At 67.6% G+C, this 25,841-nt stretch carries 29 protein-coding genes; 12 read left to right on the top strand and 17 right to left on the bottom strand.

Annotation, left to right across the window (positions count from 1 at the left end; translation table 11 throughout):
• Entirely contained in the window at window positions 1–456 is a 456-nt protein-coding gene (locus ABUE31_RS15080; RefSeq protein ID WP_367724480.1) for a MarR family winged helix-turn-helix transcriptional regulator, read from the top strand.
• A gap of 51 nt (window positions 457–507) precedes the next feature.
• Window positions 508–1,071, top strand: coding sequence for a putative glycolipid-binding domain-containing protein (locus ABUE31_RS15075; RefSeq protein ID WP_367724479.1), 564 nt, complete (start codon window positions 508–510; stop codon window positions 1,069–1,071).
• On the opposite strand, the gene ABUE31_RS15070 is transcribed toward ABUE31_RS15075, so the two are convergent.
• Both ABUE31_RS15070 and ABUE31_RS15065 read right to left on the bottom strand, forming a co-directional pair.
• The gene (locus tag ABUE31_RS15070) at window positions 1,060–2,748 is read right to left on the bottom strand and encodes a hydantoinase B/oxoprolinase family protein (protein ID WP_367724478.1); all 1,689 of its coding nucleotides are present in this window, start codon (window positions 2,746–2,748) and stop codon (window positions 1,060–1,062) included. The two genes, ABUE31_RS15075 and ABUE31_RS15070, sit on opposite strands and share 12 nt — an antisense overlap.
• Entirely contained in the window at window positions 2,745–4,829 is a 2,085-nt protein-coding gene (locus ABUE31_RS15065; RefSeq protein ID WP_367724477.1) for a hydantoinase/oxoprolinase family protein, read from the bottom strand. The genes ABUE31_RS15070 and ABUE31_RS15065 overlap by 4 nt, the downstream gene beginning before the upstream one ends.
• Window positions 4,830–5,027: 198 nt before the next feature.
• On the opposite strand from ABUE31_RS15065, the gene ABUE31_RS15060 reads away from it, so the two are divergent.
• The 3 genes from ABUE31_RS15060 (at window position 5,028) to ABUE31_RS15050 (ending at window position 7,891) form a co-directional block, all read left to right on the top strand.
• Window positions 5,028–5,870: a ferredoxin--NADP reductase gene (locus ABUE31_RS15060; RefSeq protein WP_367724476.1), complete on the top strand. Its 843-nt coding sequence runs from the start codon at window positions 5,028–5,030 to the stop codon at window positions 5,868–5,870.
• 179 nt (window positions 5,871–6,049) lie between these two features.
• On the top strand, window positions 6,050–6,895 hold the full coding sequence (locus ABUE31_RS15055; RefSeq protein WP_367724475.1) for a fumarylacetoacetate hydrolase family protein: 846 nt from the start codon (window positions 6,050–6,052) through the stop codon (window positions 6,893–6,895).
• Window positions 6,896–6,979: 84 nt separating this feature from the next.
• Window positions 6,980–7,891: an agmatinase gene (locus ABUE31_RS15050; RefSeq protein ID WP_367724474.1), complete on the top strand. Its 912-nt coding sequence runs from the start codon at window positions 6,980–6,982 to the stop codon at window positions 7,889–7,891.
• A gap of 34 nt (window positions 7,892–7,925) precedes the next feature.
• Here ABUE31_RS15050 and ureC read toward each other — a convergent pair whose 3' ends face one another.
• Window positions 7,926–9,635, bottom strand: a complete 1,710-nt coding sequence (gene ureC, locus ABUE31_RS15045; protein ID WP_367724473.1) for an urease subunit alpha — start codon at window positions 9,633–9,635, stop codon at window positions 7,926–7,928.
• A gap of 120 nt (window positions 9,636–9,755) precedes the next feature.
• On the opposite strand from ureC, the gene ABUE31_RS15040 reads away from it, so the two are divergent.
• Window positions 9,756–10,205: a hypothetical protein gene (locus ABUE31_RS15040; protein WP_367724472.1), complete on the top strand. Its 450-nt coding sequence runs from the start codon at window positions 9,756–9,758 to the stop codon at window positions 10,203–10,205.
• 68 nt (window positions 10,206–10,273) lie between these two features.
• Here ABUE31_RS15040 and ABUE31_RS15035 read toward each other — a convergent pair whose 3' ends face one another.
• From ABUE31_RS15035 to ABUE31_RS15020, 4 genes are read right to left on the bottom strand one after another with little or no spacing between them, the layout of a single operon-like run.
• Window positions 10,274–10,579: an urease subunit beta gene (locus ABUE31_RS15035; protein ID WP_367724471.1), complete on the bottom strand. Its 306-nt coding sequence runs from the start codon at window positions 10,577–10,579 to the stop codon at window positions 10,274–10,276.
• 9 nt (window positions 10,580–10,588) lie between these two features.
• On the bottom strand, window positions 10,589–11,191 hold the full coding sequence (locus ABUE31_RS15030) for a HupE/UreJ family protein (RefSeq protein ID WP_367724470.1): 603 nt from the start codon (window positions 11,189–11,191) through the stop codon (window positions 10,589–10,591).
• 14 nt (window positions 11,192–11,205) lie between these two features.
• Window positions 11,206–11,508, bottom strand: a complete 303-nt coding sequence (locus tag ABUE31_RS15025) for an urease subunit gamma (RefSeq protein WP_367724469.1) — start codon at window positions 11,506–11,508, stop codon at window positions 11,206–11,208.
• An 8-nt stretch (window positions 11,509–11,516) separates the two neighbouring features.
• Window positions 11,517–12,356 carry an urease accessory protein UreD gene (locus ABUE31_RS15020; protein ID WP_367724468.1) on the bottom strand — a complete coding sequence of 280 codons (840 nt, stop codon included), beginning with the start codon at window positions 12,354–12,356 and terminating at the stop codon, window positions 11,517–11,519.
• Between the two features lie 216 nt (window positions 12,357–12,572).
• Here ABUE31_RS15020 and ABUE31_RS15015 point away from each other — a divergent pair, with 216 nt between their 5' ends.
• The 3 genes from ABUE31_RS15015 (at window position 12,573) to ABUE31_RS15005 (ending at window position 14,869) form a co-directional block, all read left to right on the top strand.
• Window positions 12,573–12,827 (top strand): acyl carrier protein, encoded by a 255-nt coding sequence (locus ABUE31_RS15015; protein ID WP_367724467.1) that lies wholly within the window; start codon window positions 12,573–12,575, stop codon window positions 12,825–12,827.
• A gap of 5 nt (window positions 12,828–12,832) precedes the next feature.
• On the top strand, window positions 12,833–14,041 hold the full coding sequence (locus tag ABUE31_RS15010) for a beta-ketoacyl-[acyl-carrier-protein] synthase family protein (protein WP_367724466.1): 1,209 nt from the start codon (window positions 12,833–12,835) through the stop codon (window positions 14,039–14,041).
• Window positions 14,042–14,164: 123 nt separating this feature from the next.
• Window positions 14,165–14,869, top strand: a complete 705-nt coding sequence (locus ABUE31_RS15005) for a glutathione binding-like protein (protein WP_367724465.1) — start codon at window positions 14,165–14,167, stop codon at window positions 14,867–14,869.
• A 38-nt stretch (window positions 14,870–14,907) separates the two neighbouring features.
• Here ABUE31_RS15005 and ABUE31_RS15000 read toward each other — a convergent pair whose 3' ends face one another.
• From ABUE31_RS15000 to fabA, 5 genes are all read right to left on the bottom strand, one after another.
• A complete protein-coding gene (locus ABUE31_RS15000; RefSeq protein ID WP_367724463.1) occupies window positions 14,908–15,237 on the bottom strand; it encodes a hypothetical protein in 330 nt (109 codons plus the stop codon).
• 122 nt (window positions 15,238–15,359) lie between these two features.
• Window positions 15,360–15,974, bottom strand: a complete 615-nt coding sequence (locus tag ABUE31_RS14995) for a nucleoside triphosphate hydrolase (protein ID WP_367724462.1) — start codon at window positions 15,972–15,974, stop codon at window positions 15,360–15,362.
• An 86-nt stretch (window positions 15,975–16,060) separates the two neighbouring features.
• A complete protein-coding gene (gene fabI / locus ABUE31_RS14990) occupies window positions 16,061–16,876 on the bottom strand; it encodes an enoyl-ACP reductase FabI (RefSeq protein ID WP_367724461.1) in 816 nt (271 codons plus the stop codon).
• A gap of 11 nt (window positions 16,877–16,887) precedes the next feature.
• Entirely contained in the window at window positions 16,888–18,108 is a 1,221-nt protein-coding gene (gene fabB, locus ABUE31_RS14985; RefSeq protein ID WP_367724460.1) for a beta-ketoacyl-ACP synthase I, read from the bottom strand.
• 35 nt (window positions 18,109–18,143) lie between these two features.
• Window positions 18,144–18,659 (bottom strand): 3-hydroxyacyl-[acyl-carrier-protein] dehydratase FabA, encoded by a 516-nt coding sequence (gene fabA, locus ABUE31_RS14980; protein WP_367724459.1) that lies wholly within the window; start codon window positions 18,657–18,659, stop codon window positions 18,144–18,146.
• Window positions 18,660–18,909: 250 nt separating this feature from the next.
• On the opposite strand from fabA, the gene irrA reads away from it, so the two are divergent.
• Window positions 18,910–19,338 (top strand): iron response transcriptional regulator IrrA, encoded by a 429-nt coding sequence (gene irrA, locus ABUE31_RS14975; protein ID WP_367724458.1) that lies wholly within the window; start codon window positions 18,910–18,912, stop codon window positions 19,336–19,338.
• A gap of 34 nt (window positions 19,339–19,372) precedes the next feature.
• Here the strand turns inward: irrA and ABUE31_RS14970 are convergent, their stop codons facing one another.
• Window positions 19,373–19,909 (bottom strand): SH3 domain-containing protein, encoded by a 537-nt coding sequence (locus ABUE31_RS14970; protein WP_367724633.1) that lies wholly within the window; start codon window positions 19,907–19,909, stop codon window positions 19,373–19,375.
• A gap of 217 nt (window positions 19,910–20,126) precedes the next feature.
• On the opposite strand from ABUE31_RS14970, the gene ABUE31_RS14965 reads away from it, so the two are divergent.
• On the top strand, window positions 20,127–21,128 hold the full coding sequence (locus tag ABUE31_RS14965; RefSeq protein ID WP_367724457.1) for a 2-hydroxyacid dehydrogenase: 1,002 nt from the start codon (window positions 20,127–20,129) through the stop codon (window positions 21,126–21,128).
• Window positions 21,129–21,172: 44 nt separating this feature from the next.
• Complete coding sequence (locus ABUE31_RS14960) at window positions 21,173–22,168, top strand: MBL fold metallo-hydrolase (RefSeq protein WP_367724456.1); 996 nt, start codon at window positions 21,173–21,175, stop codon at window positions 22,166–22,168.
• A 5-nt stretch (window positions 22,169–22,173) separates the two neighbouring features.
• On the opposite strand, the gene ABUE31_RS14955 is transcribed toward ABUE31_RS14960, so the two are convergent.
• From ABUE31_RS14955 to recF, 4 genes are read right to left on the bottom strand one after another with little or no spacing between them, the layout of a single operon-like run.
• Window positions 22,174–22,599 (bottom strand): aconitase X swivel domain-containing protein, encoded by a 426-nt coding sequence (locus ABUE31_RS14955; RefSeq protein WP_367724455.1) that lies wholly within the window; start codon window positions 22,597–22,599, stop codon window positions 22,174–22,176.
• Window positions 22,596–23,852: an aconitase X gene (locus ABUE31_RS14950; RefSeq protein ID WP_367724454.1), complete on the bottom strand. Its 1,257-nt coding sequence runs from the start codon at window positions 23,850–23,852 to the stop codon at window positions 22,596–22,598. The genes ABUE31_RS14955 and ABUE31_RS14950 overlap by 4 nt, the downstream gene beginning before the upstream one ends.
• 28 nt (window positions 23,853–23,880) lie before the next feature.
• Window positions 23,881–24,639: a molybdopterin-synthase adenylyltransferase MoeB gene (locus ABUE31_RS14945; protein ID WP_367724453.1), complete on the bottom strand. Its 759-nt coding sequence runs from the start codon at window positions 24,637–24,639 to the stop codon at window positions 23,881–23,883.
• Between the two features lie 38 nt (window positions 24,640–24,677).
• Entirely contained in the window at window positions 24,678–25,832 is a 1,155-nt protein-coding gene (gene recF / locus ABUE31_RS14940) for a DNA replication/repair protein RecF (protein WP_367724452.1), read from the bottom strand.
• Window positions 25,833–25,841 lie beyond the last annotated feature (9 nt).

Here is a 25,841-nt window from a genome sequence, read left to right as displayed (position 1 = left end):
ATGACCGGCGAGAGCAACCTGCTCAAGCTGGTCGACGCCGAGCCGGACGACCCCTACCGCCTGCAGGAACAGGTAGGCTTCGTGCTGCGCAAGGCGCATCAGCGCCACGTCGCGATCTTCGCGGCGAAGATCTCCGACCTGACGCCCCCGCAGTTCGCCGCGCTGGCGAAGCTCGCCGACGTCGGCGAGACGTCGCAGAACCAACTCGGCAGCCTCGTCGCCATGGACGCGGCCACCGTGAAGGGCGTCATCGACCGGCTGAAGGCGCGCGGGCTGGTGCAACTGTCGAAGCACGATGTCGACCGCCGCCGCCTGATGGTCAGCCTGACGCCCGAAGGGCGCGACACGGTCGCGAGGCTGGTGCCGCTGGCCGAGGAGATCACCGCCGAGACCTTGCAGCCGCTGTCCGCCAGGGAGACGGCGACGCTCTTGAAGCTGCTCTCGCGGATCGCTTGAGCGTCCCGCGCGTTTAGGTCCGTCGATTGTCGAACTGGATGGCCCGACCGCATGACCCTTTCGCGAACCGCCCTTTGGCAGAACCTCCACACGCCCGGTCACGACACCGCCCTGATCGCTCCCGCGCTCAGCGGCTGGCTCCTGACCGGAATGGCGACGTTCCTCGGTGAACAGGGGCCGGCCGCCGTCAACTACACGGTCGAGATCGACGATGCCTGGCAGGCGCGGCGCGGCAGCGTCAGGGGCATCGCCGGCGGGCGGCGCTTCTTCCATCAGATGGAGCGCACGACCGATGGCTGGATGCTCGACGGCAAGTGGCAGGGACTGTCGGAACTGGTAGACCTCGATTTCGGATTCACCCCGGCGACGAATTTCCAGCAGTTGAAGCGGGCCGGGCTGGCGGTCGGCGAGCGCGCAGGCTTCTCGGTCGCATGGTTCGACATCGGCAAGGATGCGCTGGTCGACCTGCCGCAGATCTATGAACGGCGCGACGAGACGCATTACTGGTACCAGTCGCCGACATCCGGGTACGAGGCCATGCTGGTGCTCGACGAAAGCGGTTTCGTGCGGGTCTATCCAGAGCTTTGGGAGTTGGAACCCGCCTCAGCCGGCTGATCCGCCGAACAGCCGCTCGGCCTCCTCGGCGGTATAATAGCCCATCGCGACGTCGCGTTTCACCAGTGCCGGATCGCGTTCGCGCGGGTCGCCGTAGCCGCCGCCGCCCGGGGTTTCGACGCGCACGCGGTCGCCTGCCTTCAGCGGGATGTCCTGTTCCTTGGACAGGTGTTTCGGCACGTGCGTGGCGCCGTCGCGGAACACCGTGACGGTGTTGACCGCGCCGTCGGCGCCGCCGAGGACGCCCTGCGGCCCGACGCGGCCATGGTCCATGACGAAGGAGGCGCGCGCCTCTCCGCGCAGCAGTTCGACCTCATAGGCGAGGCCGAAGCCGCCGCGGTGTTGCCCGGCGCCGCCGGAGCCCTCGCGCAGCTTGTAGTGGCGGTAGATCACCGGATAGGCCTGCTCCATGATCTCGACCGGCGGCGATTTCGAGATGCCGATCGTCGAGCAGCCGTTGGAAAGACCGTCCTCGCGGCCATTGCCGCCATAGCCGCCGCCTGAAATCTGGTACATTACGAAGTCGCGGCCGCGCTGCGGATCGTGGCCGCCGAGCGCGAAATTTCCGCTCGATCCTGCGGGCGCCGCGGTGACGCGGCCCGGCACGGCCTGCACCATCGCGGCGAACACCGCCTCGGCGATGCGCTGCGATACCTCGGCAGCGCAGCCGGACACCGGCCTGGGATATTTCGCGTCGAGGAAGGTGCCCTCCGGGCGTATCACGGTCAGCGGCTCGAAGGCGCCGGCACTCATCGGCACGTCAGGGAAGATGTGGCGTATCGCCAGATAGACGGACGACATCGTGGTGGCGAGCACGCTGTTCATCGGCCCGGCGCAGGGTTTTGACGATCCCGCGAAGTCGAAGACGAGCTGGTCGTCCTTCTTCTCGACCGCCAGCGCGATGGTCAGCGGCTCGTCGACGACGCCGTCGGAATCGACGAACGCCTTGGAGCGGTAGACGCCGTCGGGAATGGCCGAGATGCAGGCGCGCATCTGCTCGGCGGCCCGCGACCGCAGCTCGGCGATCGCCGCCGCCACAGTGTCGTCGCCGTAGCGGTCGAGGATCGCGAACAGCCGGTCCTGGCCGACCCGGAGCGCGGCGGCCTGGGCTCGGATATCGCCGATGCGCTGGTCGGCCACGCGGATGTTGGAGGTGATGATCGCGTAGATCTCGGGATCGAGCTTTCCGCGCTTGAACAGCTTGACCGGCGGCAGCCTGAGGCCTTCCTGCTCGACCGCCGTCGCCGATGCGGAAAAGCCGCCGGGCACGGCGCCGCCGATGTCCGGCCAGTGCCCGGTGTTCGAGAGCCAGCAGAAGATCTTGCCGCCGCGCCAGACCGGCATGGCGAAGCGCACGTCCATCAAATGCGTGCCGCCGAGATAGGGGTCGTTGACGATGTAGATATCGCCTTCTTCAGGCGGCAGGCAGCGCCCCTCCGCGATCATCTCGATGATCGTCCGCGTCGAGTACTGCATGACGCCGACGAACACGGGCAGGCCCTGGTTGCCCTGCGCGATCAGCGAGCCGTCGAGCGCTGAATAGATGCCGTCGGAACGGTCGTTCGCCTCGGCGATGACGGGCGAGAAGGCGGCCCGGCTGAAGGCCAGGTCCATCTCGTCGCAGGTCTGCTGCAGCGCGGCCTGGATCACGGAAAGTGTGATGGCGTCGAGGCTCATGTCGTTCCCACCTCGATCAGGATGTTGCCGTCGGCGTCGCCGCGCGCGACGTCACCGGGTTCGAGGACCGTCGTGCAGTCGAGTTGTTCGAGGATCGCCGGGCCGCGCACGACCGCATCGAGGGGCAGCTTCTCGCGCAGATAGACCGGCGTATCGAGCCACGCGCCGTCGAACCAGACCGGGCGCGTCTCGCGCCTAGCGTCGTCGAGCGTCTCGGCGCGCCCGGCCGGGTTGATGAGCTGGCTGAGGTCGACCGCCGCACGCACGCCGATGACCGACGTGTTGAGGTTGACGAGGTTGGCCCGGATTTCCGGAAGCTCGACCCTGAAGCGCGCGAAATAGGCCTTCTCGAACAACTCCTGCAGCATGGCGCGCGAGACGTCGGCCGAAGGCAGCGGGACGTTGAGGATATGCGTCTGCCCGACGAACTGCATGTCGGCGGAATGGACGGTGCGGATCGTTTCCGGCTCGATCGCCTCCTTGGCGATCAGCGCCTCCCCCTCCTGCCTGTGGCGGTCCAGGGTTGCACGGACCAGCGCCTCGTCGATCAATGGAACCGGCTGGTTGATCGTGTTGACGAAATCGTGGCGCAGGTCGGCGACGACGCAGCCGAGCGCGTTGGTTATGCCCGGCCGAGCCGGCACGAGCACCGTAGGCAGCCCGAGTTCGCGCGCCAGCGCCGATGCGTGCAGCGGTCCCGCGCCGCCGAAGGCGAACAGCGCGAAATCGCGGGGGTCGTGGCCGCGCGCCACCGAAACCATGCGGATGGCGCCGGCCATCTTGAGGTTGCCGAGCTTGAGGACGGCGCCTGCCGCGGCGGTCGCGTCGAGCCCTGCGGCGCGGCCGATGCTGTCTTCGAACACGCGGCTGACCTGGTCGATCGTCACCGGCGCATCGACGGCGAGAAGCCGCTTCGGGTCGAGCCGGCCGAGCAGCAGGTTGGCGTCGGTGATGGTCGGCTCTGTCCCGCCGCGCCCGTAGCAGACCGGGCCGGGAGACGCGCCAGCGCTCTCGGGTCCGACCTGGATCAGCCCCGAGGCGTCGACGCGCGCGATCGAGCCGCCGCCGGCGCCGACCGTGTGCACGGCGACCATCGGCACGTGGATCGGCATCGCATACTCGATCTCGGTTTCGTTGGAGACCGCGGGCTCGGCGTCGAGGATCAGCGCGACGTCGGTCGACGTGCCGCCCATGTCGTAGGTCACGAGGTTCCTGTAGCCGGCGCGCCGGCCTGTATAGGCGGCGGCGATGACGCCGGAGGCCGGGCCGGACATGACCGTCTTGGCGGCGTCGCGCGCGACGAAGCGCGCCGAGATCATGCCGCCATTGCCGTTCATGATCAGGAAGTCGCGGGCGTAGCCCAGCCGCTCCAGTTCGGCGCGCAGCCTCTCGACGTAGCGCTCGAGGATCGGCTGCACCGATGCGTTGACCGAGGCGGTCACGCCGCGTTCGAATTCGCGCGCCTCCGACAGCAGGGAGTGTCCGGCGGTGATGTAGCGGTTGGGCCAGATGCCGGCTGCGATCTCGGCGGCGCGCCGCTCGTGGTTGGGATTGGCGTAGGAATGCAGGAAATGGATGACCAGCGCCTCGCAGCCCGCGGCGAGGAGCCGTTCCACGGCGGTTCGGACGCCGTCCTCGTCGAGCGGCGTGCGCACAGCGCCGGACGCCTCGATGCGTTCATCGACCTCGAGTCGGAGATCGCGCGGGATGACCGGCACGAACGTACCCGTCATGCCGTAGGCCTGCGGCCGCGTGCGCCGGCCGAGCTCGATGATGTCGCGGAAGCCCCGGGTCGTGATCATGCCGGTGCGGGCAAGCCTGCGTTCCAGCACGGCGTTTGTCGTCGTCGTGGTGCCGTGGACGATCAGGTCGACGCCCGATGCCTCGACACCGGCCGTGCCGAGCGCGCTGACGACGCCGAATGCCTGGTTGCCGAGCGTCGTCGGCACCTTGGCGATGCGCACGCCGCCCTGGCGCCCGTCGATCAGGATGAGGTCGGTGAAGGTGCCGCCGACGTCGATGCCGGCGACCACGCCGCGGTTGGCCTGTTGCGGGCGGCTGGCCTGAAAATTCTCAACCATGCACGAAATCCGAAACGTCGAGGCTAAGGATGGCCATCAAGTTGGAAGCCTGTTTCGCGCGGTTATCTTGACCTGATATTCATTTGTATACTAATTAATTTCCCAGACAAGGCATTGCCATTTTCAGCCGCCTGCCAACGTGCCGGACGCCGACGGGTCCGGGTGCGTGGACGGTCGAGTGCGTCGAAAGGACGAGGAATGCAGCAGGTCTCCGCAGTGCTGAAGGACGACGTCGCGGGCGAAAGCGTCGCGCGCTCTGACTTCCTCATTCCCGCGAACGTCCATGCGGAACGGGTCGTCTCGGTGCGTCACTACACCGACCGGCTGTTTTCCTTCCGGGTGACACGGCCGCAGTCCTTCCGTTTCCGCTCCGGCGAATTCGTGATGATCGGCCTGCCCAACGCCGAGAAGCCGGTGTTCCGCGCCTATTCCATCGCCAGCCCCGCCTGGGACGACGAACTCGAGTTCTTCTCGATCAAGGTGCCGGACGGCCCGCTGACCCAGCACCTGCAGCGAATCCAGCCTGGCGACACCGTTCTGCTGCGCCAGAAGGCGACGGGAACGCTGGTGGTCGATGCGCTGACGCCCGCCAAGCGGCTGTTCATGATCTCGACCGGTACCGGCATCGCGCCCTTCGCCAGCCTCGTGCGCGACCCCGACACCTACGAAAAGTTCGACGAGATCATCGTCACCCACACCTGCCGCGACCACGCCGAACTCGCCTACGGCGTCGAACTGTTCGAGAACCTGGAGGCAGATCCGCTGATCGGCGAACTGACGGCCGGGCGCGTCACCCTCTATTCGACCACGACGCGTGAGATCACGCCGCGCATGGGCCGCATCACGCGCCTCATCGAGACGGGCCGGTTCCATCAGGATCTCGGCATTGCGCCGCTGTCCCCCGAGACCGACCGGGTGATGATCTGCGGCTCGATGCACATGCTGAAGGACGTCAAGGAACTGGTCGAAGGCCTCGGCTTCAGGGAAGGCTCGCTCAGCCAACCGGCCGATTTCGTCGTCGAACGCGCCTTCGTCGGCTGATTCCCCCTTGTCGGCGACGCCGACACCTGCAAATAAGATGCGCTGCCGTACCCGTCGGTACGGTTAAACCTTGGCGGCTGGTGACAGCTCGTCGGAAACACCGACACGCCCCTCCGCCGGATGTCGTTCATGCGTCGCGCAAACGGTTGTTTGCGGGTGCGCCGTAGGAGGGAATTTCCTTGAAACTGCTGCGTTATGGAAAGCCGGGCAAAGAGCGTCCGGGCCTGCTCGATGCGGATGGCAAGATCCGCGATCTGTCCGAACATGTCGCCGACATCGGCGGCGCCGCGATCTCGCCGGCTTCGCTGAAGAAGCTCGCCAAGATCGACCCGAGCTCGCTGCCGCTGGCTAAGGGCAAGCCGCGCCTCGGCCCCTGCGTGACAGGCACCGGCAAGTTCATCTGCATCGGCCTCAACTACGCCGACCACGCAGCCGAATCCGGCATGGCCGTGCCGTCCGAACCCGTCATCTTCATGAAGGCGACCTCGTCGATCGTCGGTCCCGACGACGACGTTCTCATCCCGCGCGGCTCCAAGAAGACCGACTGGGAAGTCGAGCTCGGCATCGTCATCGGCAAGACGGCGAAATATGTCACCGAGGCCGATGCGCTCAACTATGTCGCCGGCTACTGCGTGATCAACGACGTCTCCGAGCGCGAATTCCAGGCCGAGCGCCAGGGCCAGTGGACCAAGGGCAAGAGCTGCGACACCTTCGGCCCGACCGGCCCGTGGCTGGTCACCAAGGATGAGGTGAAGGACCCGCAGAACCTCAAGATGTGGCTGACCGTCAACGGCAAGAAGCGCCAGAACGGCTCGACCAACACGATGGTCTACGGCGCGGCCTACCTCGTCTCCTACCTCAGCCAGTTCATGTCGCTGCTGCCCGGCGACATCATCTCGACCGGCACGCCGCCCGGCGTAGGCCTCGGCATGAAGCCGCCGAAGTTCCTGAAGAACGGCGATGTCGTCGAACTCGGCATCGAGGGTCTGGGCACGCAGAAGCAGACCTTCGTCCAGGACAAGTGATCGAACCGGCTCTCCGCCCGCGCAGGGCGGGGAGCCGTTGTCTCGACATGCTCGAGGGGACGCTCGTCACGATGGCCGTCGGCGATGACCGCATCACCTAGCTTTCTCGGCCTGCCAGAAAACTTCGGGGATGGCCGGAAACCCCGTGCCGTGATCTTCGGCGCCGGCCACGGCAGCACATATCCTGGCAGGGACAGCAGCTCCTACGCCATGGCTGCTGACTCCATCCGCGCCGCGAGCCAGGACGACGCGGCGCTCGTCGAGCACTGGGACTTCGATCTCGACGGTCCGCTGTTCGACGGAAAGCCGATCTCATGCATCGATATCGGCAACATCCCGACCATCATGCATGACAATGTCGGCAACCGGGCACGGATCGAGGCGAAGACGCGCGATATCCTGGCATCGGGGGCCGTGCCGATCCTGCTCGGGGGTGACGATTCCGTACCCGTTCCCTTCCTCGCCGGCTTTGCCGGCCACGGCCCCGTCTGGGTCCTGCAGATAGACGCCCACATCGACTGGCGCGACGAACTGCATGGCGAACGCCACGGCTATTCGAGCCCGATGCGCAGGGCGAGCGAGATGCCGCATGTCGCCGGTATCGTACAGGTCGGCCTGCGCAGCGTCGGCAGCGCACGCCTCGCTGAAGTCGAAGCGGCCCGGCGCTATGGCAGCCGTTTCGTCACCGCTCGCGAGGTGCATGCCCATGGCGTCGAAGCCGCCCTTCGCCATATTCCCGAGGGTGCGCGGGTCGTGGTTACGCTCGACTGCGACGGCCTTGATCCCGGGATCATGCCGGGCGTTGCCGCGCGCACGCCGGGCGGGCTTACCTACACGCAGGCGATCGATCTGATCTCGGGCACAGGCAGAAGGGCGAGGATCGAGGGGTTCGACATCGTCGAACTGTATCCTCCAGCCGACATCGACGGCCTGTCGGCAACGACTGTGGCGCGCCTTCTCGTCAACGCGATCGGCACGATCGTCAGGCAGGCCTGACGCGGCTGCGAGCCTGGTTTGCCGGGACCGGTTCTCAGAACAGGAAGTAACGCTGCGCCATCGGCAGCACGGTCGCCGGCTGGCAGGTCAGCAAGACGCCGTCGGCGCGCACTTCGTAGGTCTCCGGATCGACCTCGACGTCAGGCGTCGCGGTGTTCAGCTTCATCGCGGCCTTGCCGATGCCGCCGCGCGTGTTCTTCACCGCCACCAGCGCCTTGGCGACGCCCAGCCGTCGGGCGAGGCTGGCGTCGAGCGACGCCTGGCTGACGAACGTCACCGACGAACTTGTCCGCAGCTTGCCGAAGGCCGCGAACATCGGGCGAAAATGCATAGGCTGCGGCGTCGGTATCGATGCATTGGGATCGCCCATCGGTGCGGCCGCGATCGAGCCGCCCAGCAGCACCATTTCCGGCTTCACGCCGAAGAACGCGGGGTTCCACAGCACCAGGTCGGCCCGCTTGCCGACTTCCACGGAACCGATTTCGTGGGAGAGCCCGTGCGCGATGGCTGGATTGATCGTGTATTTGGCAATGTAGCGGCGCACCCGGAAGTTGTCGTTGTCACCGCTCTCCTCGGGCAGGCGCCCGCGCTGCCGCTTCATCTTGTCGGCGGTCTGCCATGTCCGGATCGCCACCTCGCCGACGCGCCCCATCGCCTGGCTGTCCGACGAGATGATGGAGAACGCGCCCATGTCGTGCAGGATGTCCTCTGCGGCGATGGTCTCCTTGCGGATCCGGCTTTCGGCAAAGGCGATGTCCTCGGGAATCGACGGCGACAGGTGGTGGCAGACCATCAGCATGTCGAGATGCTCGGCCAGCGTGTTGACGGTGTAGGGGCGCGTCGGATTGGTCGAGGAGGGGATGACGTTGGGCAGGCCGCAGACCTTGATGATGTCGGGCGCGTGGCCGCCGCCCGCGCCCTCGGTATGGAAGGCGTGGATGGTGCGGCCGCCGATGGCCGCGACCGTGTTCTCGACGAATCCGGATTCGTTCAGCGTGTCGGTGTGGATCATCACCTGGACGTCGTTCGCGTCGGCCACCGTCAGGCAGTTGTCGATCGCTGCGGGCGTCGTGCCCCAGTCCTCGTGCAGTTTCAGCGAGGACGCGCCGGCGAGGATCATCTCCTCCAGCGGCGCCGGCAGCGAGGCGTTGCCCTTGCCGGCCAGAGCGAGGTTCATCGGGAAGGCGTCGAAGCTTTCGATCATGCGCTCGATGTGCCACGCCCCGGTGCAGGTGGTGGCAAGCGTACCGTGCGCCGGGCCGGTGCCGCCGCCGAGCATCGTGGTGATGCCCGACATCAGCGCCTCGTCTATCTGCTGCGGGCAGATGAAATGGATGTGGGCGTCCATGCCGCCGGCGGTCAGGATACGCCCCTCGCCGGCGATCGCTTCGGTCGACGGGCCGATGACGATCGACACGCCGGCCTGCGTGTCGGGGTTGCCGGCCTTGCCGATGGCGTGGATGCGCCCGTCCTTCAGGCCGATATCGGCCTTGTAGATGCCGGTCCAGTCGACCACCAGCGCGTTGGTGATGACCGTGTCGACGGCGCCTTCCGCGCGGGTCGCCTGGCTCTGGCCCATGCCGTCGCGGATGACCTTGCCGCCACCGAACTTCACCTCCTCGCCATAGACGGTGAAGTCCTTTTCGACCTCGACGAAGAGCTCCGTGTCGGCCAGCCGAACCTTGTCGCCCACCGTCGGGCCGAACATCTGGGCATAGGCGGCGCGCGCGATTCTTGCAGGCATCTATCGGGCTCCCTGTCGGCAGGAGGTCACGCGCCGGGGAACCCGCGGCCTCGTGACATCGTTGCCACATTTCGGATGCATCGTGATGGGGCGTCGGACAACCGGAGGATGGCTGCAGGCATGGCGACAAGACGAACGCTGACGGCGGCCGCTCTTGCGGTGGCCCTGGTGCTTCCGGCAGGCGCGGCGATCGCCCAGGAAGCCGTAGAGCCGCATGCCGTGGATCCGATCATCGGAACCGAGGTGCAGGAGGAAGAAGCCAGCGCCTCGGTCGACGCGGCGCGGGTGATCGCGGCGATCGCCAAGACGGCCGAGAACGTCGCGATCGTGCGCAAGACTTCCAACGTCGCCAAGGTCGACATCGTCTTCCTGTCGGACGCCGCCCGAACCGAGGGCGGGCCGCCGCCCGAGATCGAGGTCAAGGTCAAGGAGCACGAGCCGGAGATCGCCGAACTGCGCAATGAGATCGAGGGCAACGCGATGCTGTTCCACGCGATCGACTCGCGCCAGATCCTGCCCCGGGACGTGCTGGCCGTCGAATTCAATTCGACGACGCCAACGGCGTGGTGATCTACGCGGCGGCCAAGCCTGCCGGATAGGTCTCCGGCCGTTGCGGGCGTCGCCCCCTCGCGCATCGCCTAGAGCTTCCCCATGATCTTCTGCTGGAAGCCGTACACCGTTCGGCTGCCCGACAGCGGCACCAGTGTCACGTCGCGCTCCTGGCCCGGCTCGAAGCGGACCGCCGTGCCGGCGGCGATGTCGAGGCGCATGCCGCGCGCCTTGTCGCGGTCGAAGACGAGGCCTTCGTTCGTTTCGAAGAAGTGGTAGTGGCTGCCGACCTGGATCGGCCGGTCGCCGCTGTTGGCGACCTTGAGCGTGACACTTGGCGCGCCGCTGTTGAGTTCGATCTCGCCGGCTGCGGTGATGACTTCGCCCGGGATCATGGGGGCCTCCTAGGCTCCGAAGGCGAGCCAGAGGCCGCCAAGGGCAGTCGCGCCGCCGGCCAGGCGGGTGGCGGCGGAGCCTACATCCTCGTTGAAGAACCTTGCGGTCCCAAGCGCCAGCGCGATCCCCGCGGCGTGAAGCGCAGTAGTGGCAACGGCGAAGCCGGCGCCGAAGGCAAGCGCGCCGGCGCCGCCGAGTTCGCCGCCATGCGCATGGCCGTGGAAAATTGCGAAGGAGCCGACCAGCGCCATCGCCGGCCCGGCGGGCATGTCGAGCGCGGCGGCGGCCAGCAGGCCAACGATCACAACGGAGGCGAGAATGATCGGTTCGACCGTCGGCAGCGCCATCCCGGCGATCGCAGCCGCAAAACCGAGTGCCATTGCGGCGACGAAGGCGCCAGGCACGAGCCACAGCGCGCGGCCGCCGGCGGCCCGCGAGAGCAGCGCGGCCCAGAGGCCGACCGCCACCATGGCGAGGACGTGGTCGGCTCCGAACAGCGGGTGCGAAACGCCTGCGAGGAACGAGCCGTGCTCGGCCGGGTCGAGGTGCGCCATGGCAGGCGCGGCGGACGCTGCAAGCAATGCGGCAGTTGCGGCCAAACGTCTGATCATCGGCATATCAACTCCTAGCGTATGGGTTCGTGCACGGTGACGAGCTTGGTTCCGTCGGGAAAGGTCGCCTCGACCTGCACGTCGTGGATCATCTCGGCGATGCCTTCCATCACCTGCGAGCGGCTGACGACATGTGCGCCTGCCTCCATCAGGTCGGCGACCGAGCGGCCGTCGCGCGCGCCCTCGACGACGAAATCGGTGATCAGCGCTATCGCCTCGGGATGGTTCAGCTTGACGCCGCGCTCGAGCCGCCTGCGGGCGACCATCGCCGCCATTGCGACCAGCAGCTTGTCCTTTTCCCGCGGCGTCAGGTTCATGCGCGCTCCTAGAGTGACCAAACCTTGGGCAGGCCTGCCTGCCCGTTGAGCAGCCCCACCAGGGGCGCCAGCCGCTTGCGCAGGGCATAGCCGTCCCCGGCGACTATCCTCGCAAGAAGCTTGCCAGTTCCGCCGACCGCCCAGGCGCTGGCGCCGCCGGCGTCGCCGATGATGCGCCGCGCCTCGGGCAGGAATGTCTCGGCGTCCTGCGCCACCAGAAGCACGGTGGCGAGGGCGGTCGCGCCGCCCGTCGCGGCAGGGCGAGCCAGTGTCGCGGCGATGTCGGGGCCGATCCTGAAATCCTCGGCATGGACCAGCCGGCCGCCGTGCCTGATCCTCCAGCGATCGTGGAAATGCGCCGTCGTGACGGTTTCGCCCATGGCGAGGCGGCCGAACAGGACCGCCTCGACGATCAGCCCCCGCGACCCCGCCGCCAGATCGGCCTCCAGCCGCCGTTCGAGCGAGGAACTGTCGTAGACGATGGTTTCCTGCGGCAGCCAGGCGATGCTCGCGCCGGCGCCCGCAGCCAGCCTGACGTCGACGCGGGCTGCGCCGGAGCGCGTGCGATAGACCTTTTCGCAGGCCTGTGTCGTCACGGCGACCGCCGAATGGGCCTGCGCCTCAATCTCCCAGGCGATTCGGTCGCCGCCGGTCAGGCCGCCGGCGGTGTTGATCAGGATAGCCTCCAGCGGATCGCCCTGCGAGCGCGGCATCCGGATCTTCGCCGCCCCCTCCTGGAACAGCCGCTCGATCCGGGTGCGGCCGGGACCCTGCCGCGCGGACAGGCGGGCGCGGGCGTCGACCCGCTGGGTCGAAAGCGCGGCGGATTCGCTGGCGGTCATCGGCATGCGATCGGTCCTTTGCCGGCATCGTCCGACACGCACGGCGTTTTGTCGAGGAAACTCCATTGTTGCTTCCCGACGCCCGGCTTTCTATAGAGTGCTGGTGTCCCCGTCGGCGGGGCACCCTGGATGCGCGGAGGCCGCATCCAAAGGGTCGCAGACGATCGACGCCCATGTAGGATGGGCAGGCGTTGGGGTGACGCATCATTCTGGAAGGGCGCAATGGCTGATCAGCTCGCAGAAGACATCATTTCCAAGGTCAAGGCGCATGCCGATCCGGAGATCGGCGAGATCGGCCCGGACACGGAACTGACGTCGCTGGGCATTCATTCGCTCGAACTGACCGAGATCATCTTCGACCTCGAGGAAGCCTATGACATCGAGATCGAGATGAACACGGTCGAGGCGTGGAGCAACCTCAAGACCGTCCAGGACATGGTCGAGGCGGTTCGCGCCCTGATCGCGAAAAAAGCCTAGGCAGTATGCGCAAGCGCATCGTCGTCACCGGCATCGGCGGGCTCTGCGGGCTCGGCCCCGATGCGGCGTCCGTCTGGCAGGCGATGCGTGAGGGCCGTTCGGCGATCGGCCCGCTCGACGGCGAGGTTCTGAAGGATCTGAAGATCAGGACCGGCTGCCAGATCAGGCAGCTGCCGGATCACGGCATCGAGCGCAGGCGGACCGTGACGATGGACCGGTTCAGCCTGTTCGCCGTGATCGCCGCGCGCGAGGCGCTCGCCCAGTCGGGCATCGTGGTGGACGAGAACAACACGCTGAGGGTCGGCGCCGTCGTCGGCGTCGGCGTGTTCGGCGCGGAAACGACCGACGAGAACTACCGCAAGCTGCTTGTCGAGAACAAGCCGCGCGCGGAAATCTTCACCGTCCCGAAGACCATGCCTTCCGCGGCAGCCGGCCAGGTCAGCATGAATCTCGGCCTGCGCGGGCCGACCTTCGGCGTGACGTCGGCCTGCTCGTCGTCGAACCACGCCTTCGCCAGCGCCATGGATCAGCTTCTGCTCGGGCGCGCCGACATGATGCTTGCCGGCGGCACCGAGGCGCCGTTGTCCTGGGGCGTCCTCAAGGGCTGGGAAGCGCTGCGGATCGTTTCGCCCGACACCTGCCGGCCCTTCTCGGCCGACCGCCAGGGCGTCGTGATGGGCGAGGGTGCGGGAATGGCGGTTCTCGAGACCTATGAACATGCCAAGGCGCGGGGCGCCACGATCCTCGCCGAACTGGCGGGCGTCGGCATGTCTGCAGACGCTTCCGACATCGTCGCGCCGACCATAGAAGGCCCAGCCGCGGCCATGCGCGCATGCCTTGCCGACTCCGGGCTCAATCCCGAGGACGTCGACTACGTCAACGCCCACGGCACCGGCACCAAGGCCAACGACCAGATCGAGACCGTGGCGATCAAGCAGGTGTTCGGGGCGCATGCGGCCAAGCTTTCGGTGTCATCGACCAAGTCGATGCACGCGCACTGCCTCGGCGCTTCCGGCGCCATCGAGATGATCGCCTGCATCATGGCGATCCGCGAGGGCCTGGTTCCTCCGACCGCCAACTACCGCGAGCCGGATCCCGACTGCGACCTCGACGTGACGCCGAACGTGGCCCGCGAGCGTAAGGTGCGCGCCGCGATCAGCAACGGTTTTGCCTTCGGCGGCACCAACGCGGTGGTGGCGTTCAAGGCAGTCTGACCGAAACGGCCGCCCCGGCGCTCGCGGCGTTCGCCGCCGGCGCCATTGATGGCCGCGCGCCGGAATCCTACCTGCGGGGCGCGACATCCTCCACCATCTCTTCCAGCCCTCCCGGAGCCTCCCATGACCGACCTTTCCGCATTTCCGATCGCCCTGCGCTGGAAGCCGCGGCATCCCGACCGCATCCAGCTCTATTCGGTCGCAACGCCGAACGGCGTGAAGGTGTCGATCGCTCTGGAGGAACTGGAGCTCGCCTACGAGCCGCACTACGTGGACATCATGAAGAACGAGAGCTGGACGCCGGACTTCCTCTCGCTCAATCCGAACGGCAAGATTCCGGCGCTGATCGATCCCGACGGACCGGGCGGCAAGCCGATCGGCCTGTTCGAATCCGGAGCGATCCTGCTCTATCTGGCGGAGAAGACCGGCCGGCTGATCCCTGCCGATCCGGCGCGTCGCTACGAGACGATCCAGTGGCTCTTCTTCCAGATGGCGAGCATCGGGCCGATGTTCGGGCAACTCGGCTTCTTCTACAAATTCGCCGGCCGCGAAATCGCCGACAAGCGTCCGCTGACGCGCTACGTGGAGGAGTCCAGGCGCCTGCTCGGCGTGATGGAAACCCGCCTGGCCGGCCGCAAGTGGTTCATGGACGACGAGTACACGATCGCCGACATCGCGCATGCCGGCTGGGTGCGGAATCTGATCGGCTTCTACGGCGCGGGCGAAGTCGTCGGCTACGACGGGTTTCCCAATGTCGATGCCTGGCTAAAGCGCGTGCTGGAGAGGCCGGCGGTGCAAAGAGGGCTTGCCATCCCCGCCCGCTCCTGAGGAACTGGCGCCCGCGCGGGCGCCAGTTGCCGCCCGGCCTACTTGCTGCCGGACTTGGCCGGCTTGGCGGCCTTGGCGCTCTTGCCGACCACCGCGGCCGCCATGGCCACGGCGCCCGCCATTGCGCCGGTTGCGCCCGTCGCGACCTTCCTCATCGCGCGCGCGGCGATCGACGAGGTCTCGGCGGCCTTCTTCGTCGGCGTCGCCGTCGAGGGTTTCGCAGCCGGCTTCACGGTCTTGGGTGCCGCCTTGCCAAACGTCTTCTTGGCGTCCTTCGAGCGTGTGGTCGAGGTCGTCGCGGCCTTGGCCGCAGACGGCTTTGCCGTCTTTGCGGTTGTGGAAGATGCCTTCTTCGTCCTGGTAGCCATTACCCGTTCCTTCCGGCCATTCGGCCCGATAGCGTTCTGCGCTAGACAAATCCAGTGCGGCGCGCGCCGCAGGCAAAATCAACGGCTGGGCGCGAACTTTGTTCCGCCTGGCCCGGCACGGGCTACTGGCTGAGCACGAGGTCAGCCTCGCGGCGGCGCGCAAGAACCCGCTCGATGTTGGGCATGTCGTTGGACGCGATCCAGGCGCGCGCCTCCTCGTCGGACTTGCCGTGCCCGCGCCAGCGCTGCATCAGCCTGCGCTCCAGTTCGCCGCGTGTTGCGTCCAGGAAGATGGTGAAGTCGAACAGATCGCCGAGCCGCGACCACGGTTCCTCGTCGAGCAGCAGGTAGTTGCCTTCGACGAGAACGAACTTGACGTCGGAGCCGACGATGGCCGCCCCGGCGCGCGACAGTTCCATCGAGCGGTCGAAGATCGGGATGGCGACGTCGGGCTCGCGCGCCTTGATGCGCCTCAGCAGGGCGGCGAAACCGGCCTGGTCGAACGTCTCGGGCGCACCCTTGCGCTGGCGCAGGCCCCTGCTGTTCAGCACGACATCATCGAAATGAAAGCCGTCCATGGGAACGACCACGGAGGATTGTTCCGGCAGCACCTCGTGCAGCCTCTCGGCGAGCGTCGACTTGCCCGAGCCCGGAGGCCCGGCGATGGCGACCAGGAAGCGAGGTGACTTGCCGGCGCGCTTGAAGATGGCGGCGGCGATCGAGGCGATCTCGGACATGGGGCACCGCGCTCCGGAGGCGTTTGGACCATACTGTCGCCGGCAGGCGAAAAATTCAATCGCGACCGCCGCCTGGTGGCCGGCCGCTAATGGTCGCGGCCTTCCTCGATGCGGCGCAGTTCCTCCAGCACCGGCATCGAGACGATGTGGTAGCCCGAATCGACGTAGTGGATCTCGCCGGTGACGCCTGAGGACAGGTCGGACAGCAGATAGAGCGCCGAGCCGCCGACCTCGTCGATGGTGACGGTGCGGCGCAGCGGCGAATTGCGCTGCTGGTAGGAGAGCATCTGCCTGGAATCGGCGATGCCCGCGCCCGCCAGCGTGCGGATCGGGCCTGCCGAGATGGCGTTCACGCGGATGTTCTTCGGGCCGTAGTCGCTGGCGAGGTAGCGTACGCTCGCCTCCAGGCCCGCCTTGGCGACGCCCATCACATTGTAGTTCGGCATGATCCGGACCGAGCCGGCGTAGGTCAGCGTGATCATGGCCCCGCCGCCGGTCATCAGCGGTGCCGCCTTGCGCGCGCATTCGGTGAAGGAATAGCAGGAGATCACCATGGTGCGGATGAAGTTCTCGCGGCTGGTGTCGGCGTAGAGCCCCTTGAGCTCGTTCTTGTCGGAGAAGCCGATGGCGTGGACGAGGAAGTCGATGCCGCCCCATTCGTTGCCGAGCGCCTCGAAGACGGCGTCGATCGACGCGCTGTCCTCGACGTCGCAGGGCAGCAGGAACGGCGCGCCGAGCTTTTCGGCGAGCGGCTTGACGCGCCGGCCGAACGCCTCGCCCTGGTAGGTGAAGGCCAGGGTCGCGCCCTCCGCGGAGAGCTTCTGCGCAATGCCCCAGCCGATCGAGTGATCGTTCGCGACGCCCATCACGAGGCCGCGCTTGCCCTGCATCAGCTGACCCATCGGCCCGCTCCCTACGCGGCGTAGCGCTGGAAGACCAGCGTTGCGTTGGTCCCGCCGAAGCCGAAGGAGTTCGACAGGACGGTGTCGATCTTTGCGTTGTCGATGCGCTTGCGCACGATCGGCATGCCCTCGAACTCGGGATCGAGGTTCTCGATATGGGCGCTCTCGCCGATGAATCCGCCCTGCATCATCAGGATCGAGTAGATCGATTCCTGCGCGCCGGCGGCGCCGAGCGAGTGGCCCGTCAGCGACTTGGTCGAGGTGATGTTCGGCATCTTATCGGCGAACACCTCGCGGATCGCCGCCATCTCGCGGGAATCGCCGACCGGCGTCGAGGTGCCGTGCGTGTTGATGTAGTCGACCGGCTGCGACACGCTGGCAAGCGCCTGGCGCATGCAGCGCACCGCGCCCTCGCCGGACGGGGCGACCATGTCGTAGCCGTCCGACGTCGCACCGTAGCCGACGACCTCGGCGTAGATCTTGGCGCCGCGCGCCTTGGCGTGCTCGAGTTCCTCGAGCACCAGGACCGCGGCGCCGCCGGCGATCACGAAGCCGTCGCGATCGGCGTCGTAGGCGCGGCTCGCGGTTGACGGCGAATCGTTGAACTTCGACGCCATCGCCCCCATCGCGTCGAACAGGTTCGACATGGTCCAGTCGAGATCCTCGTGGCCGCCGGCGAACACCATGTCCTGCTTGCCCCACTGGATGAGTTCGTAGGCATTGCCGATGCAGTGCGCCGACGTCGAGCAGGCCGACGAGATCGAGTAGTTGACGCCGTGGATCTTGAACCAGGTGGCGAGCGTCGCCGAGGCCGTCGATGACATCGCCTTGGGCACCGCGAACGGACCGATGCGCTTCGGGCTGTTGTTCTTCAGCGTGGTTTCGAAGGCCTCGACGATCGTGCGCGTGGAGGGACCGCCGGAACCCATGATGATGCCGGTGCGCTCGTTGGAGACGTCGGATTCGTCGAGCCCGGCATCCTTGATCGCCTGGTCCATGGCGACATGGTTCCACTGGCCGCCCTTCGACAGGAAGCGCAGCGCGCGCCGGTCGATCAGCGGGGTCGGGTCGAGCGTCGGCGCCCCCCAGACCTGGCAGCGGAACCCGTGTTCGGCAAAGGAGTCGGAAAAACTTATGCCGGATTTGGCGTCGTGGAGGGAGGCGGAGACCTCCTCCGCGTTGCTGCCGATCGAGGAGACAATCCCCAGGCCCGTCACGACGACACGTCTCATGATGCGCTCCTGATCAAGATCGCTGCGTCCGCCGGTCAGGCGGCGGACTGCTTGGACAGGCCGACCTTGAGGTCGGTTGCCGCGTATATGGGCTCGCCGTCGGCCTTCAGCCAGCCGTCGGCGATGCCGAGCACGAGACGCCCGCGCATGACGCGCTTGAAGTCCACGCCGTATTCGACCTTCTTGACCGACGGCGTGACCATTCCCTTGAACTTCACCTCGCCCGTCGACAGGGCCATGCCCTTGCCAGGTTCGCCGAGCCATCCGAGGAAGAAACCCGTCAGCTGCCACATGGCGTCCAGCCCCAGGCAGCCGGGCATGATGGGATTGCCGATGAAGTGGCAGTCGAAGAACCAGAGGTCGGGCTTGATGTCGAATTCGGCGCGGATGAAGCCCTTGTCGTAGGTGCCTCCGGTCTCGCTGATCTCCGTGATGCGGTCGAACATCAGCATCGGCGGATAGGGCAGCTGCGCATTGCCCGGACCGAAGAGCTCGCCGCGGGCGCAGGCCAGCAACTCCTCATAGCTGTAGCTGGACTTCGATACCGCCATCAAAACGCCTTCTCGTTCCTCCAGGCGACATGGCGTCGCCCCTCGTTATTGTTGCGTAGCTAACACAGCCATTGGCAGGCGGAAAGCGAAGTCAGCGATTATCGCGGCCCATCGCCGGGGTCAATCCGGGGCATTCCGGCGGGTCAAAGCGCCGCTATTGATCCGTTTCGGCTGACCGAATATATCTCGGGGGCAGGAAACCAACGAATTCGCGGCCTCCGGGGCCGTGAAAAACCGAATCTGGAACCGGATGGATCACAAGATCCGCGACGATGTGACGGCGATAGACAAGCGCGTGCGCGACGCCGGCCTGAGGCCGACGCGCCAGCGCGTCGCGCTTGCGCATCTGCTGTTCGCCAAGGGCGACCGCCATCTCTCGGCCGAGGAACTGCACGAGGAAGCGCTGAACGCCGGCGTTCCGGTGTCGCTGGCGACCGTCTATAATGCGCTTCACCAGTTCACCGAGGCCGGGCTGCTGCGCATCCTGGCCGTCGAAGGGTCGAAGACCTACTTCGACACCAACACGTCCGACCACCACCATTTCTTCATCGAGGGCGAGAACAGGGTGTTCGACATCGCGTCCGGGCCGGTGCGGGTCGTCAACCTGCCGGAACCGCCGGACGGCATGGAAATCGCCAATGTCGACATCGTGGTGAGGCTGCGCCCAAGGCGCGGCTGAGCGGTGTCCGGCGCCGGCTGCTCATGCCGCGCGATCAATCCTTCACGAGTTCGCCCGGATAGGCGCCCCAGACCTGCGACTGCATGATCCAGCCGTTGCGGCCGGCAAACGACATCTCGCACCACTGGCCGTCGCAACTGCGGATGTTGCCGATCGCGCCGGGCTCGACGATCGCCACGACGCGTCCGCTCGCCTCGGGGCGGTCGAAGAGGTCGATCCTGGCGTCCTTACCCTTCTGCCAGGGCGCGGCGATGGCGGTGCGGCGGCCGGAAAGCAGCGACTGGTTGATCCACCCCTCGGAGCCGTCGGCGTCGCGCACGCGGCGCCAGTTGTCATACTCCTGGATGATCTCCATCGGCAGGCCCGGCTTCAGGTAGAGCCAATCGACCGCGTAGTTGACGCCGGGTCCGATGCGCGAGTTCACGCGGCCGGACTTCAGGCTGACGAAGCGCGGCAGCGGCAGGCCGCTCGGTCCGCGCCTCGCGTCGGGCGACGCTTCCTGCTGCTCCGCCGGCGCGGCGGCTGCCGGCGGGGCGACCAGCGGGATGAGGGCCAGGCCTGCGAGGAACATGGCGTTCACGCCGAGCAGCGACAATCGGGGCACCTTGGATCCTATGCAATTGCGCGCCCCGCGGCAGGCACCGGGCAGGGCGACCCTTTTTCTTTGTCTTAGGCCCGGGCGCTTGTTACACAGGCAGCCGCGCCGGAGCCTGTTTCCAGTTTCGCCCCTCTTGGTTAAAGAGGTCTGAAGCGGGGCCAGGATCAACGGCTCCGAATCCGAGGAAAGCATGGTCGGCAGAAAGAAGCCTCTCGTCGTCATCACCCGCAAGCTGCCCGATCCCGTCGAGACCAGGATGCGCGAACTGTTCGACGCCAGGCTGAATGTCGACGACCAGCCGATGAGCCGCGACGAACTGGCAGCCGCCATGCAGGAGGCCGAGGTGCTGGTCCCGACCATCACCGACCGGATCGACGAGGAGCTGATCGCCGGCGCCGGCGCCAACCTCAAGCTGATCGCCAATTTCGGCAACGGCGTCGACCACATCGACGTGGCGGCCGCGAGCCGCAAGGGAATCGCCGTCACCAACACGCCCAACGTGCTGACGGAAGACACCGCCGACATGACGATGGGGCTGATCCTCACCGTTCCGCGCCGCCTGATCGAGGGCGCCAAGGTGCTTGCCGACAACGGCAAATGGGCCGGCTGGTCGCCGACCTGGATGCTCGGCCGCCGCATCTGGGGCAAGCGGCTGGGCATCGTCGGCATGGGCCGCATCGGCACCGCGGTGGCGCGCCGCGCCAAGGCGTTCGGCCTGTCGATCCACTACCACAACCGCAAGCGCGTGATGGCCTCGCTCGAGGACGAGCTGGAGGCGACCTACTGGGAAAGCCTCGACCAGATGCTGGCGCGCATGGACATCATCTCGGTGAACTGTCCCTCGACGCCGGCCACCTTCCACCTGCTGTCCGGGCGGCGGCTCGCCCTGCTGCAGCCGTCCGCCTACATCGTCAACACCGCGCGCGGCGACCTCATCGATGAGGATGCGCTGATCCAGCTGATCCAGAACGGCAAGATCGCCGGCGCCGGGCTCGACGTGTTCGAGCATGAGCCGGCGATCAACCCGAAGCTCCTCAAGCTCGCCGCAAAGGGCAAGGTGGTGCTGCTGCCGCACATGGGCTCGGCGACCATCGAAGGCCGCATCGACATGGGCGAGAAGGTGATCATCAATATCCGCGCCTACCAGGACGGCCACCGTCCGCCCGACCGGGTGCTGCCCAACCGCGCCTGACGTCACCCGGTTCGGCCATCCGGCGCGCTTGGGAGGAAGCCGACATGAAACCGCTGACGCGACTTCTCGCGGCGACAGCCCTGCTGTCGGCCGTGGCCTCGCCGGCGCATGCTGGCGAGGGATTCGACATTGTCGTCCTTGGCGCGCGCGGCGGCATCCAGGACGGCAATCTCAGCGCCTTCATGATCTCGCCGGCGGGTGACGACCGCGCCGTCACCTGTGATGCGGGGTCGCTTGTCGGCGGCCTCGTCGCGGCCGACGCCAGGGGCGCGCTGGACGGCGTCGCGGTACCGGCCGATTCGCCCTACACGCGGGTCGGCTACGTGTTGACCGACCGCATCCGGGGCTATCTCGTCAGCCATGCGCATATGGACCATGTCGCCGGCCTGGTGGCGGCCTCGCCCGACGATTCCGAAAAGCCTGTCTACGGCCTGCCTTCGGTGACCGAGCGCCTGCAGCGCAACTATTTCAACTGGGAGGCATGGCCCAACTTCGCCTTCGAGGGCGAGCCCCCTCAGCTCAGGAAGTATCGGCTGACCGACCTCGTCCCCGGCGAGGCGCGTCCGCTCGACGGGACGGCCATGCAGGTGACGGCCTGGCCGCTCTCGCACGCCGGCGTCGAATCCACGGCGTTCCTCGTCGAACGCGGCGAAGACGCGATCCTGTGCTTCGGCGACACCGGCCCCGACGAGGTCGAGAAGTCGAGCGCGATGCGTGACGTCTGGGCGGCAGTCGCAGACCGGGTTAGGCAGAAGCGCCTGAAGGCGATCATCATCGAGGTGTCATACGCCAACGCGCAGCCCGACAAGTTCCTGTTCGGCCACCTGACGCCGGCCTGGCTGCGGCGGTCGCTGGAAGAACTGGAGGCCATGGCCGGCCCCGGTTCGCTGAACGGCCTGCCGGTGGTGGTCAGCCATGTCAAATATTCGCTGAAGGCCGGGCTTCCGCCGACACAGGTGATTCTCGGCGAACTGGAGGCGGGCAATACGCTCGGCGTCCGCTACATCATGCCGGAGCAGGGCGACCGCTGGCGCTTCTGAACGCGTCAGCTCAGGCGCCCGTCCACGGCGACCGTGACGTCTCGGCCCGCGAAGCGCTCGAACTGGCCTCTGTCCAGCCTGACGGCGACGGGTGAGGGCCAGCCCATCTCCCGCGCCACGATCAGCCCGAGCAGGAGGATCGCGTCCGGCTCATGCATCACCAGCGCCGCCGGCGCGTTGCCGCGGCGGGTCAGTTCCAGCATCACCGACGAAGCCGACGACGAGCCGATCGTCCCGGGCAGGAAAAGGACGCGCCCGGCGATCGAGCAGCCGCGCTGGGGGTGGCGGACATCCACGATGTCGCCGGTCCTGGGGTCGACGCCGCCCCAGAAGCTGATCGGCGCCGACAGGACAAGCGCGGGCCCCGATCCAGCGTTTCCGGCAACCAGCACTTCTCCCTCGGCCGCTCCGCCCTGCTGCGCCGGGCTCATCGCGATCCTCCGAACGACGGCCTGCCGAGAACCGCGCTCTCCACGCAGTCGGCGAGCGAGGCGTAGAGGACCGCATAGCCGGTGTTGCCGGGCGCATAGTGCGCGAACTTGCCCGAATTGGTCATCAGCACGCCCGTCGTCCTGTCGGGCAGGATCGGCGTGACGACGACGCATGTGTCGGCGACGACGGTGACGCCGGCGTCTTCCAGCGCCTTGCGTCGGCCGGCCCGGTCGAGTTCGGCGAGCACATGGCGTCCCGTGCAGGCGTAAAGCGGCAGGGCGAGCCTGCGGCCCGAGATCGCCGTTTCGAGCGCGTCGAATTCGGCGAGCGAGAGATGCGGGCTGCCGATCGCGACGGCGTCGAGCCGGTCGGCGGAGGCGGCCGTCGACAACGACGCCTGCGCCTGCGCGACCATCTCCCCCGTCACGCGGATGACCGCCGCCGGCGGGCCTCCGCCGAGCGCTTCGGCCAGCGTCGGCGCTTCCGGCGTGATCCCGCAGACGTGAAACAGCCCGACGGCGCCGGAGGAAGCCGCCGCCGCGCCGAATGCCTTCAGGGCATCCTCGCCGGGATGCGCCGCAACGCCGTGGACGACGCCCACCGCATTGCCGACCTCGCGCCCGTAGAGGCTGCCCAGCACCGGCCAGGCGATCTCGGAGGCGAGGAATCCGGCCGGCAGCGCCGAGACGTCGAAGACGAGCGTCGCCAGGCGGTTTTCCGGTCGATGCAGCCCGCAGTCGGGGGCCCTGCCGGCGATCGCGCAGGCGATGTCCAGGAAGTCGCCGTAGCGGTTCGTCCGCGCGCCGAGCACCGAATTGCAGAAGACGACCGCGTTGGATTCGCCCCAGGCAACGTCGGTTCCCCGGGTCGGCCGGTGGCCGGCCTGGTAGGGCGCGCAGGTCCAGCTCTGCTCGCAGCCGAGATTTCGGTAGGCCTCCATCAGGCGGCGCGCCATCCCGCGCTCCGGTTCTTCTAGCCGCACCCGCGAACAGCCCATCAGGTCGAGCGCGCCGACATTGAGCGTCGAGTGCACCGCGACGCGGGCGCCACCCGCCACCAGCTTCTCGGCGAACAGCGTCCCGGAGTCGCCGTGATAGAGCGCGCCGTCGATATGCGCGGACACGATGGGCAAGAGGCGCGGCGCGGCCAGCAGACGCGCGCTTTCGGCGACGATGCGCATCGCCATCGCGGCGCCGTCGCCGGTCTGCCCGTCGGCGATAGCCCGTTCTTCGGCGGTCAGGTCCAGGCTCACGCGCGCCGCCGGCCGCCGGCCGCGGTCGTCATGTCCGGGCCCGGTAACGGACAGTGTCGAACCGTGCGGCGAGCGCGTCGTAGAGCAGCAGGCGACCGACCAGCGGCTCGCCGATGCCGGTGATCAGCTTGATGACCTCCATGGCCTGGAGCGTGCCGACGACGCCGGTCAGCGCGCCGAGCACGCCCGCCTCGGCGCAGGACGGCACCAGCCCGGCGGGCGGCGGTTCCGGAAAGAGGTCCCGGTAGGACGGGTTTGGCTGGCCGTCGCCGTCGTTCCCAGGCATCAGCACCGTCAGCTGCCCGTCGAAACGGCCGACCGAGGCATGCACCAGCGGCCGGTGCTCGGCCGCGCAGGCATCGGCGACGGCGTAGCGCGTCTCGAAATTGTCGGAGCCGTCGGCCGTCACGTCGTAGTGCGAGACCAGCGCGCGCGCGTTGTCGGCGTCGATGCGGAGGTCGTGCAGTTCGACGTTCACTCCGGGATTGATCCGCTCAAGGGAAGCGCGGGCGCTCCACAGCTTCGGCATGCCGACGCAGGCGGTATCGTGGATGACTTGGCGCTGCAGGTTGGAGAGCGAGACCGTGTCGTCGTCGACGATGCCGAGCGTGCCGACGCCCGCTGCCGCGAGATACTGGAGGACGGGGGCGCCGAGACCGCCGGCCCCGATGACCAGTACCCGGGCCCGTTTCAGGCGCTGCTGGCCGGCGCCGCCGATCTCTGGCAGCACGATGTGGCGCGCATAGCGTTCGAGTTCCTGGGGCGACAAGGGGGCTCGGGCATCCATGGCGTGAGATTACCGCGCCGGCGTCCGGTTGTCAGGCCTCAGCTGCGCCATACGCTGCCATGATCGACGGTGAGGAACTGGGCTCGGCCGGCGATACTGGAGAACAGCGCGGCGTCGGTGCCGGTCATGAAGCTCTGGCATCCGAGGTCCTCGAGGATAGAGAAAAGCGCCGCGCGCCGGCCGGCGTCGAGATGCGCGGCGATTTCGTCGAGGAGAAGAATGGGCACGTCGCCCGACATCTCGCCGGCCAGCCGCGCATGCGAAAGCACGATGCCGACGAGCAGCGCCTTCTGCTCGCCGGTCGAGCACTGGGCGGCGGGCATCGATTTGGGCCGGTGCCGCACGACGAGGTCGGAGCGATGCGGTCCGTCGAGGGTCCGCCCGGCGGCGCGGTCGCGCTCGCGCCCGCCGGCAAGGGCCACGCGGAAACGCTCCTCGATCTCCACCGCGGGCGCGTGGCCGACCATGGTCTCGAGGGGACCGTTGAGGGCAAGTTCGGCCTGCGGAAACGGGCCGTCCGGCAGCCTGCCGACCATGGCCGCCAGCAGGCCGACCATCTCGGCGCGCGCGGCCGCGATGGCCGTGCCTGATTCCGCCATCTGCGTCTCGATGGCGTCGAAGAAGGCGCCGTCGCGCGAGCCCTCGGCGAGCAGCCGGTTCCTGCCGCGCATCGTCTTTTCGTAGTCCTGCGCCCTGCGCCCGTGGCCCGGATCGATCGCCATCACCAGCCGGTCGAGAAAGCGGCGGCGGTCGCCGGCGGGGCCGGTGAACAGCGCGTCCATCGCTGGCGTGATCCAGAGGACGCGAAGCCAGTCCAGCAGGTCTTCCGCGGCGGCCTGGGCCGCGTTGATGCGTACGCGTCGGCCGCCTTCGCCGATTATCCCGGCGCCAGCGGTTCCGGTGCCGATCTCGAACGATCCCTGGGGGCCGTCGAGCGCCGCGTGCAGGGCGAAGCCGCCGGGACCGCCCTCGCGCGCGACCTCGCCGTAGGGCGCGCGGCGCAGGCCGCGTCCGGGCGTCAGCAGCGATATGGCTTCGAGCAGGTTGGTCTTGCCGGCGCCGTTGTCGCCGCTGAACACGACGAGGCCGGGCGCGAGATCCAGCGCGAGCGCGGCATAATTGCGGAAGTCCGTAAGCTTGAGCTTGCGGATATGGACCGGACCTGCGCCGTCAGCTGCAGGCGTCGGCGTCATTCCTGGAAC

It is taken from the genome of Mesorhizobium marinum (genome assembly GCF_040813675.1).
Lineage (GTDB): Bacteria > Pseudomonadota > Alphaproteobacteria > Rhizobiales > Rhizobiaceae > Mesorhizobium_K > Mesorhizobium_K marinum.
This window is presented reverse-complemented; position numbering and strand designations above follow the sequence as displayed.

What these genes read in the sequence shown, in the direction of transcription:
- irrA (WP_367724458.1), top strand. Translation starts at nt 18,910, where the DNA reads ATGGATCACAAGATCCGCGACGATGTGACGGCGATAGACAAGCGCGTG.
- ABUE31_RS15010 (WP_367724466.1), top strand. Translation starts at nt 12,833, where the DNA reads ATGCGCAAGCGCATCGTCGTCACCGGCATCGGCGGGCTCTGCGGGCTC.
- ABUE31_RS14945 (WP_367724453.1), bottom strand. Translation starts at nt 24,639, where the DNA reads ATGGATGCCCGAGCCCCCTTGTCGCCCCAGGAACTCGAACGCTATGCG.
- ABUE31_RS14965 (WP_367724457.1), top strand. Translation starts at nt 20,127, where the DNA reads ATGGTCGGCAGAAAGAAGCCTCTCGTCGTCATCACCCGCAAGCTGCCC.
- ABUE31_RS15040 (WP_367724472.1), top strand. Translation starts at nt 9,756, where the DNA reads ATGGCGACAAGACGAACGCTGACGGCGGCCGCTCTTGCGGTGGCCCTG.
- ABUE31_RS15005 (WP_367724465.1), top strand. Translation starts at nt 14,165, where the DNA reads ATGACCGACCTTTCCGCATTTCCGATCGCCCTGCGCTGGAAGCCGCGG.
- ureC (WP_367724473.1), bottom strand. Translation starts at nt 9,635, where the DNA reads ATGCCTGCAAGAATCGCGCGCGCCGCCTATGCCCAGATGTTCGGCCCG.
- ABUE31_RS15050 (WP_367724474.1), top strand. Translation starts at nt 6,980, where the DNA reads ATGACCGCATCACCTAGCTTTCTCGGCCTGCCAGAAAACTTCGGGGAT.
- fabA (WP_367724459.1), bottom strand. Translation starts at nt 18,659, where the DNA reads ATGGCGGTATCGAAGTCCAGCTACAGCTATGAGGAGTTGCTGGCCTGC.
- ABUE31_RS15065 (WP_367724477.1), bottom strand. Translation starts at nt 4,829, where the DNA reads ATGGTTGAGAATTTTCAGGCCAGCCGCCCGCAACAGGCCAACCGCGGC.
- recF (WP_367724452.1), bottom strand. Translation starts at nt 25,832, where the DNA reads ATGACGCCGACGCCTGCAGCTGACGGCGCAGGTCCGGTCCATATCCGC.
- ABUE31_RS15000 (WP_367724463.1), bottom strand. Translation starts at nt 15,237, where the DNA reads ATGGCTACCAGGACGAAGAAGGCATCTTCCACAACCGCAAAGACGGCA.
- ABUE31_RS14960 (WP_367724456.1), top strand. Translation starts at nt 21,173, where the DNA reads ATGAAACCGCTGACGCGACTTCTCGCGGCGACAGCCCTGCTGTCGGCC.
- ABUE31_RS15060 (WP_367724476.1), top strand. Translation starts at nt 5,028, where the DNA reads ATGCAGCAGGTCTCCGCAGTGCTGAAGGACGACGTCGCGGGCGAAAGC.
- ABUE31_RS15015 (WP_367724467.1), top strand. Translation starts at nt 12,573, where the DNA reads ATGGCTGATCAGCTCGCAGAAGACATCATTTCCAAGGTCAAGGCGCAT.
- fabB (WP_367724460.1), bottom strand. Translation starts at nt 18,108, where the DNA reads ATGAGACGTGTCGTCGTGACGGGCCTGGGGATTGTCTCCTCGATCGGC.
- ABUE31_RS15025 (WP_367724469.1), bottom strand. Translation starts at nt 11,508, where the DNA reads ATGAACCTGACGCCGCGGGAAAAGGACAAGCTGCTGGTCGCAATGGCG.
- ABUE31_RS14995 (WP_367724462.1), bottom strand. Translation starts at nt 15,974, where the DNA reads ATGTCCGAGATCGCCTCGATCGCCGCCGCCATCTTCAAGCGCGCCGGC.
- ABUE31_RS15075 (WP_367724479.1), top strand. Translation starts at nt 508, where the DNA reads ATGACCCTTTCGCGAACCGCCCTTTGGCAGAACCTCCACACGCCCGGT.
- ABUE31_RS15030 (WP_367724470.1), bottom strand. Translation starts at nt 11,191, where the DNA reads ATGATCAGACGTTTGGCCGCAACTGCCGCATTGCTTGCAGCGTCCGCC.
- ABUE31_RS15035 (WP_367724471.1), bottom strand. Translation starts at nt 10,579, where the DNA reads ATGATCCCGGGCGAAGTCATCACCGCAGCCGGCGAGATCGAACTCAAC.
- ABUE31_RS15070 (WP_367724478.1), bottom strand. Translation starts at nt 2,748, where the DNA reads ATGAGCCTCGACGCCATCACACTTTCCGTGATCCAGGCCGCGCTGCAG.
- fabI (WP_367724461.1), bottom strand. Translation starts at nt 16,876, where the DNA reads ATGGGTCAGCTGATGCAGGGCAAGCGCGGCCTCGTGATGGGCGTCGCG.
- ABUE31_RS14955 (WP_367724455.1), bottom strand. Translation starts at nt 22,599, where the DNA reads ATGAGCCCGGCGCAGCAGGGCGGAGCGGCCGAGGGAGAAGTGCTGGTT.
- ABUE31_RS14970 (WP_367724633.1), bottom strand. Translation starts at nt 19,909, where the DNA reads ATGTTCCTCGCAGGCCTGGCCCTCATCCCGCTGGTCGCCCCGCCGGCA.
- ABUE31_RS15080 (WP_367724480.1), top strand. Translation starts at nt 1, where the DNA reads ATGACCGGCGAGAGCAACCTGCTCAAGCTGGTCGACGCCGAGCCGGAC.
- ABUE31_RS15020 (WP_367724468.1), bottom strand. Translation starts at nt 12,356, where the DNA reads ATGCCGATGACCGCCAGCGAATCCGCCGCGCTTTCGACCCAGCGGGTC.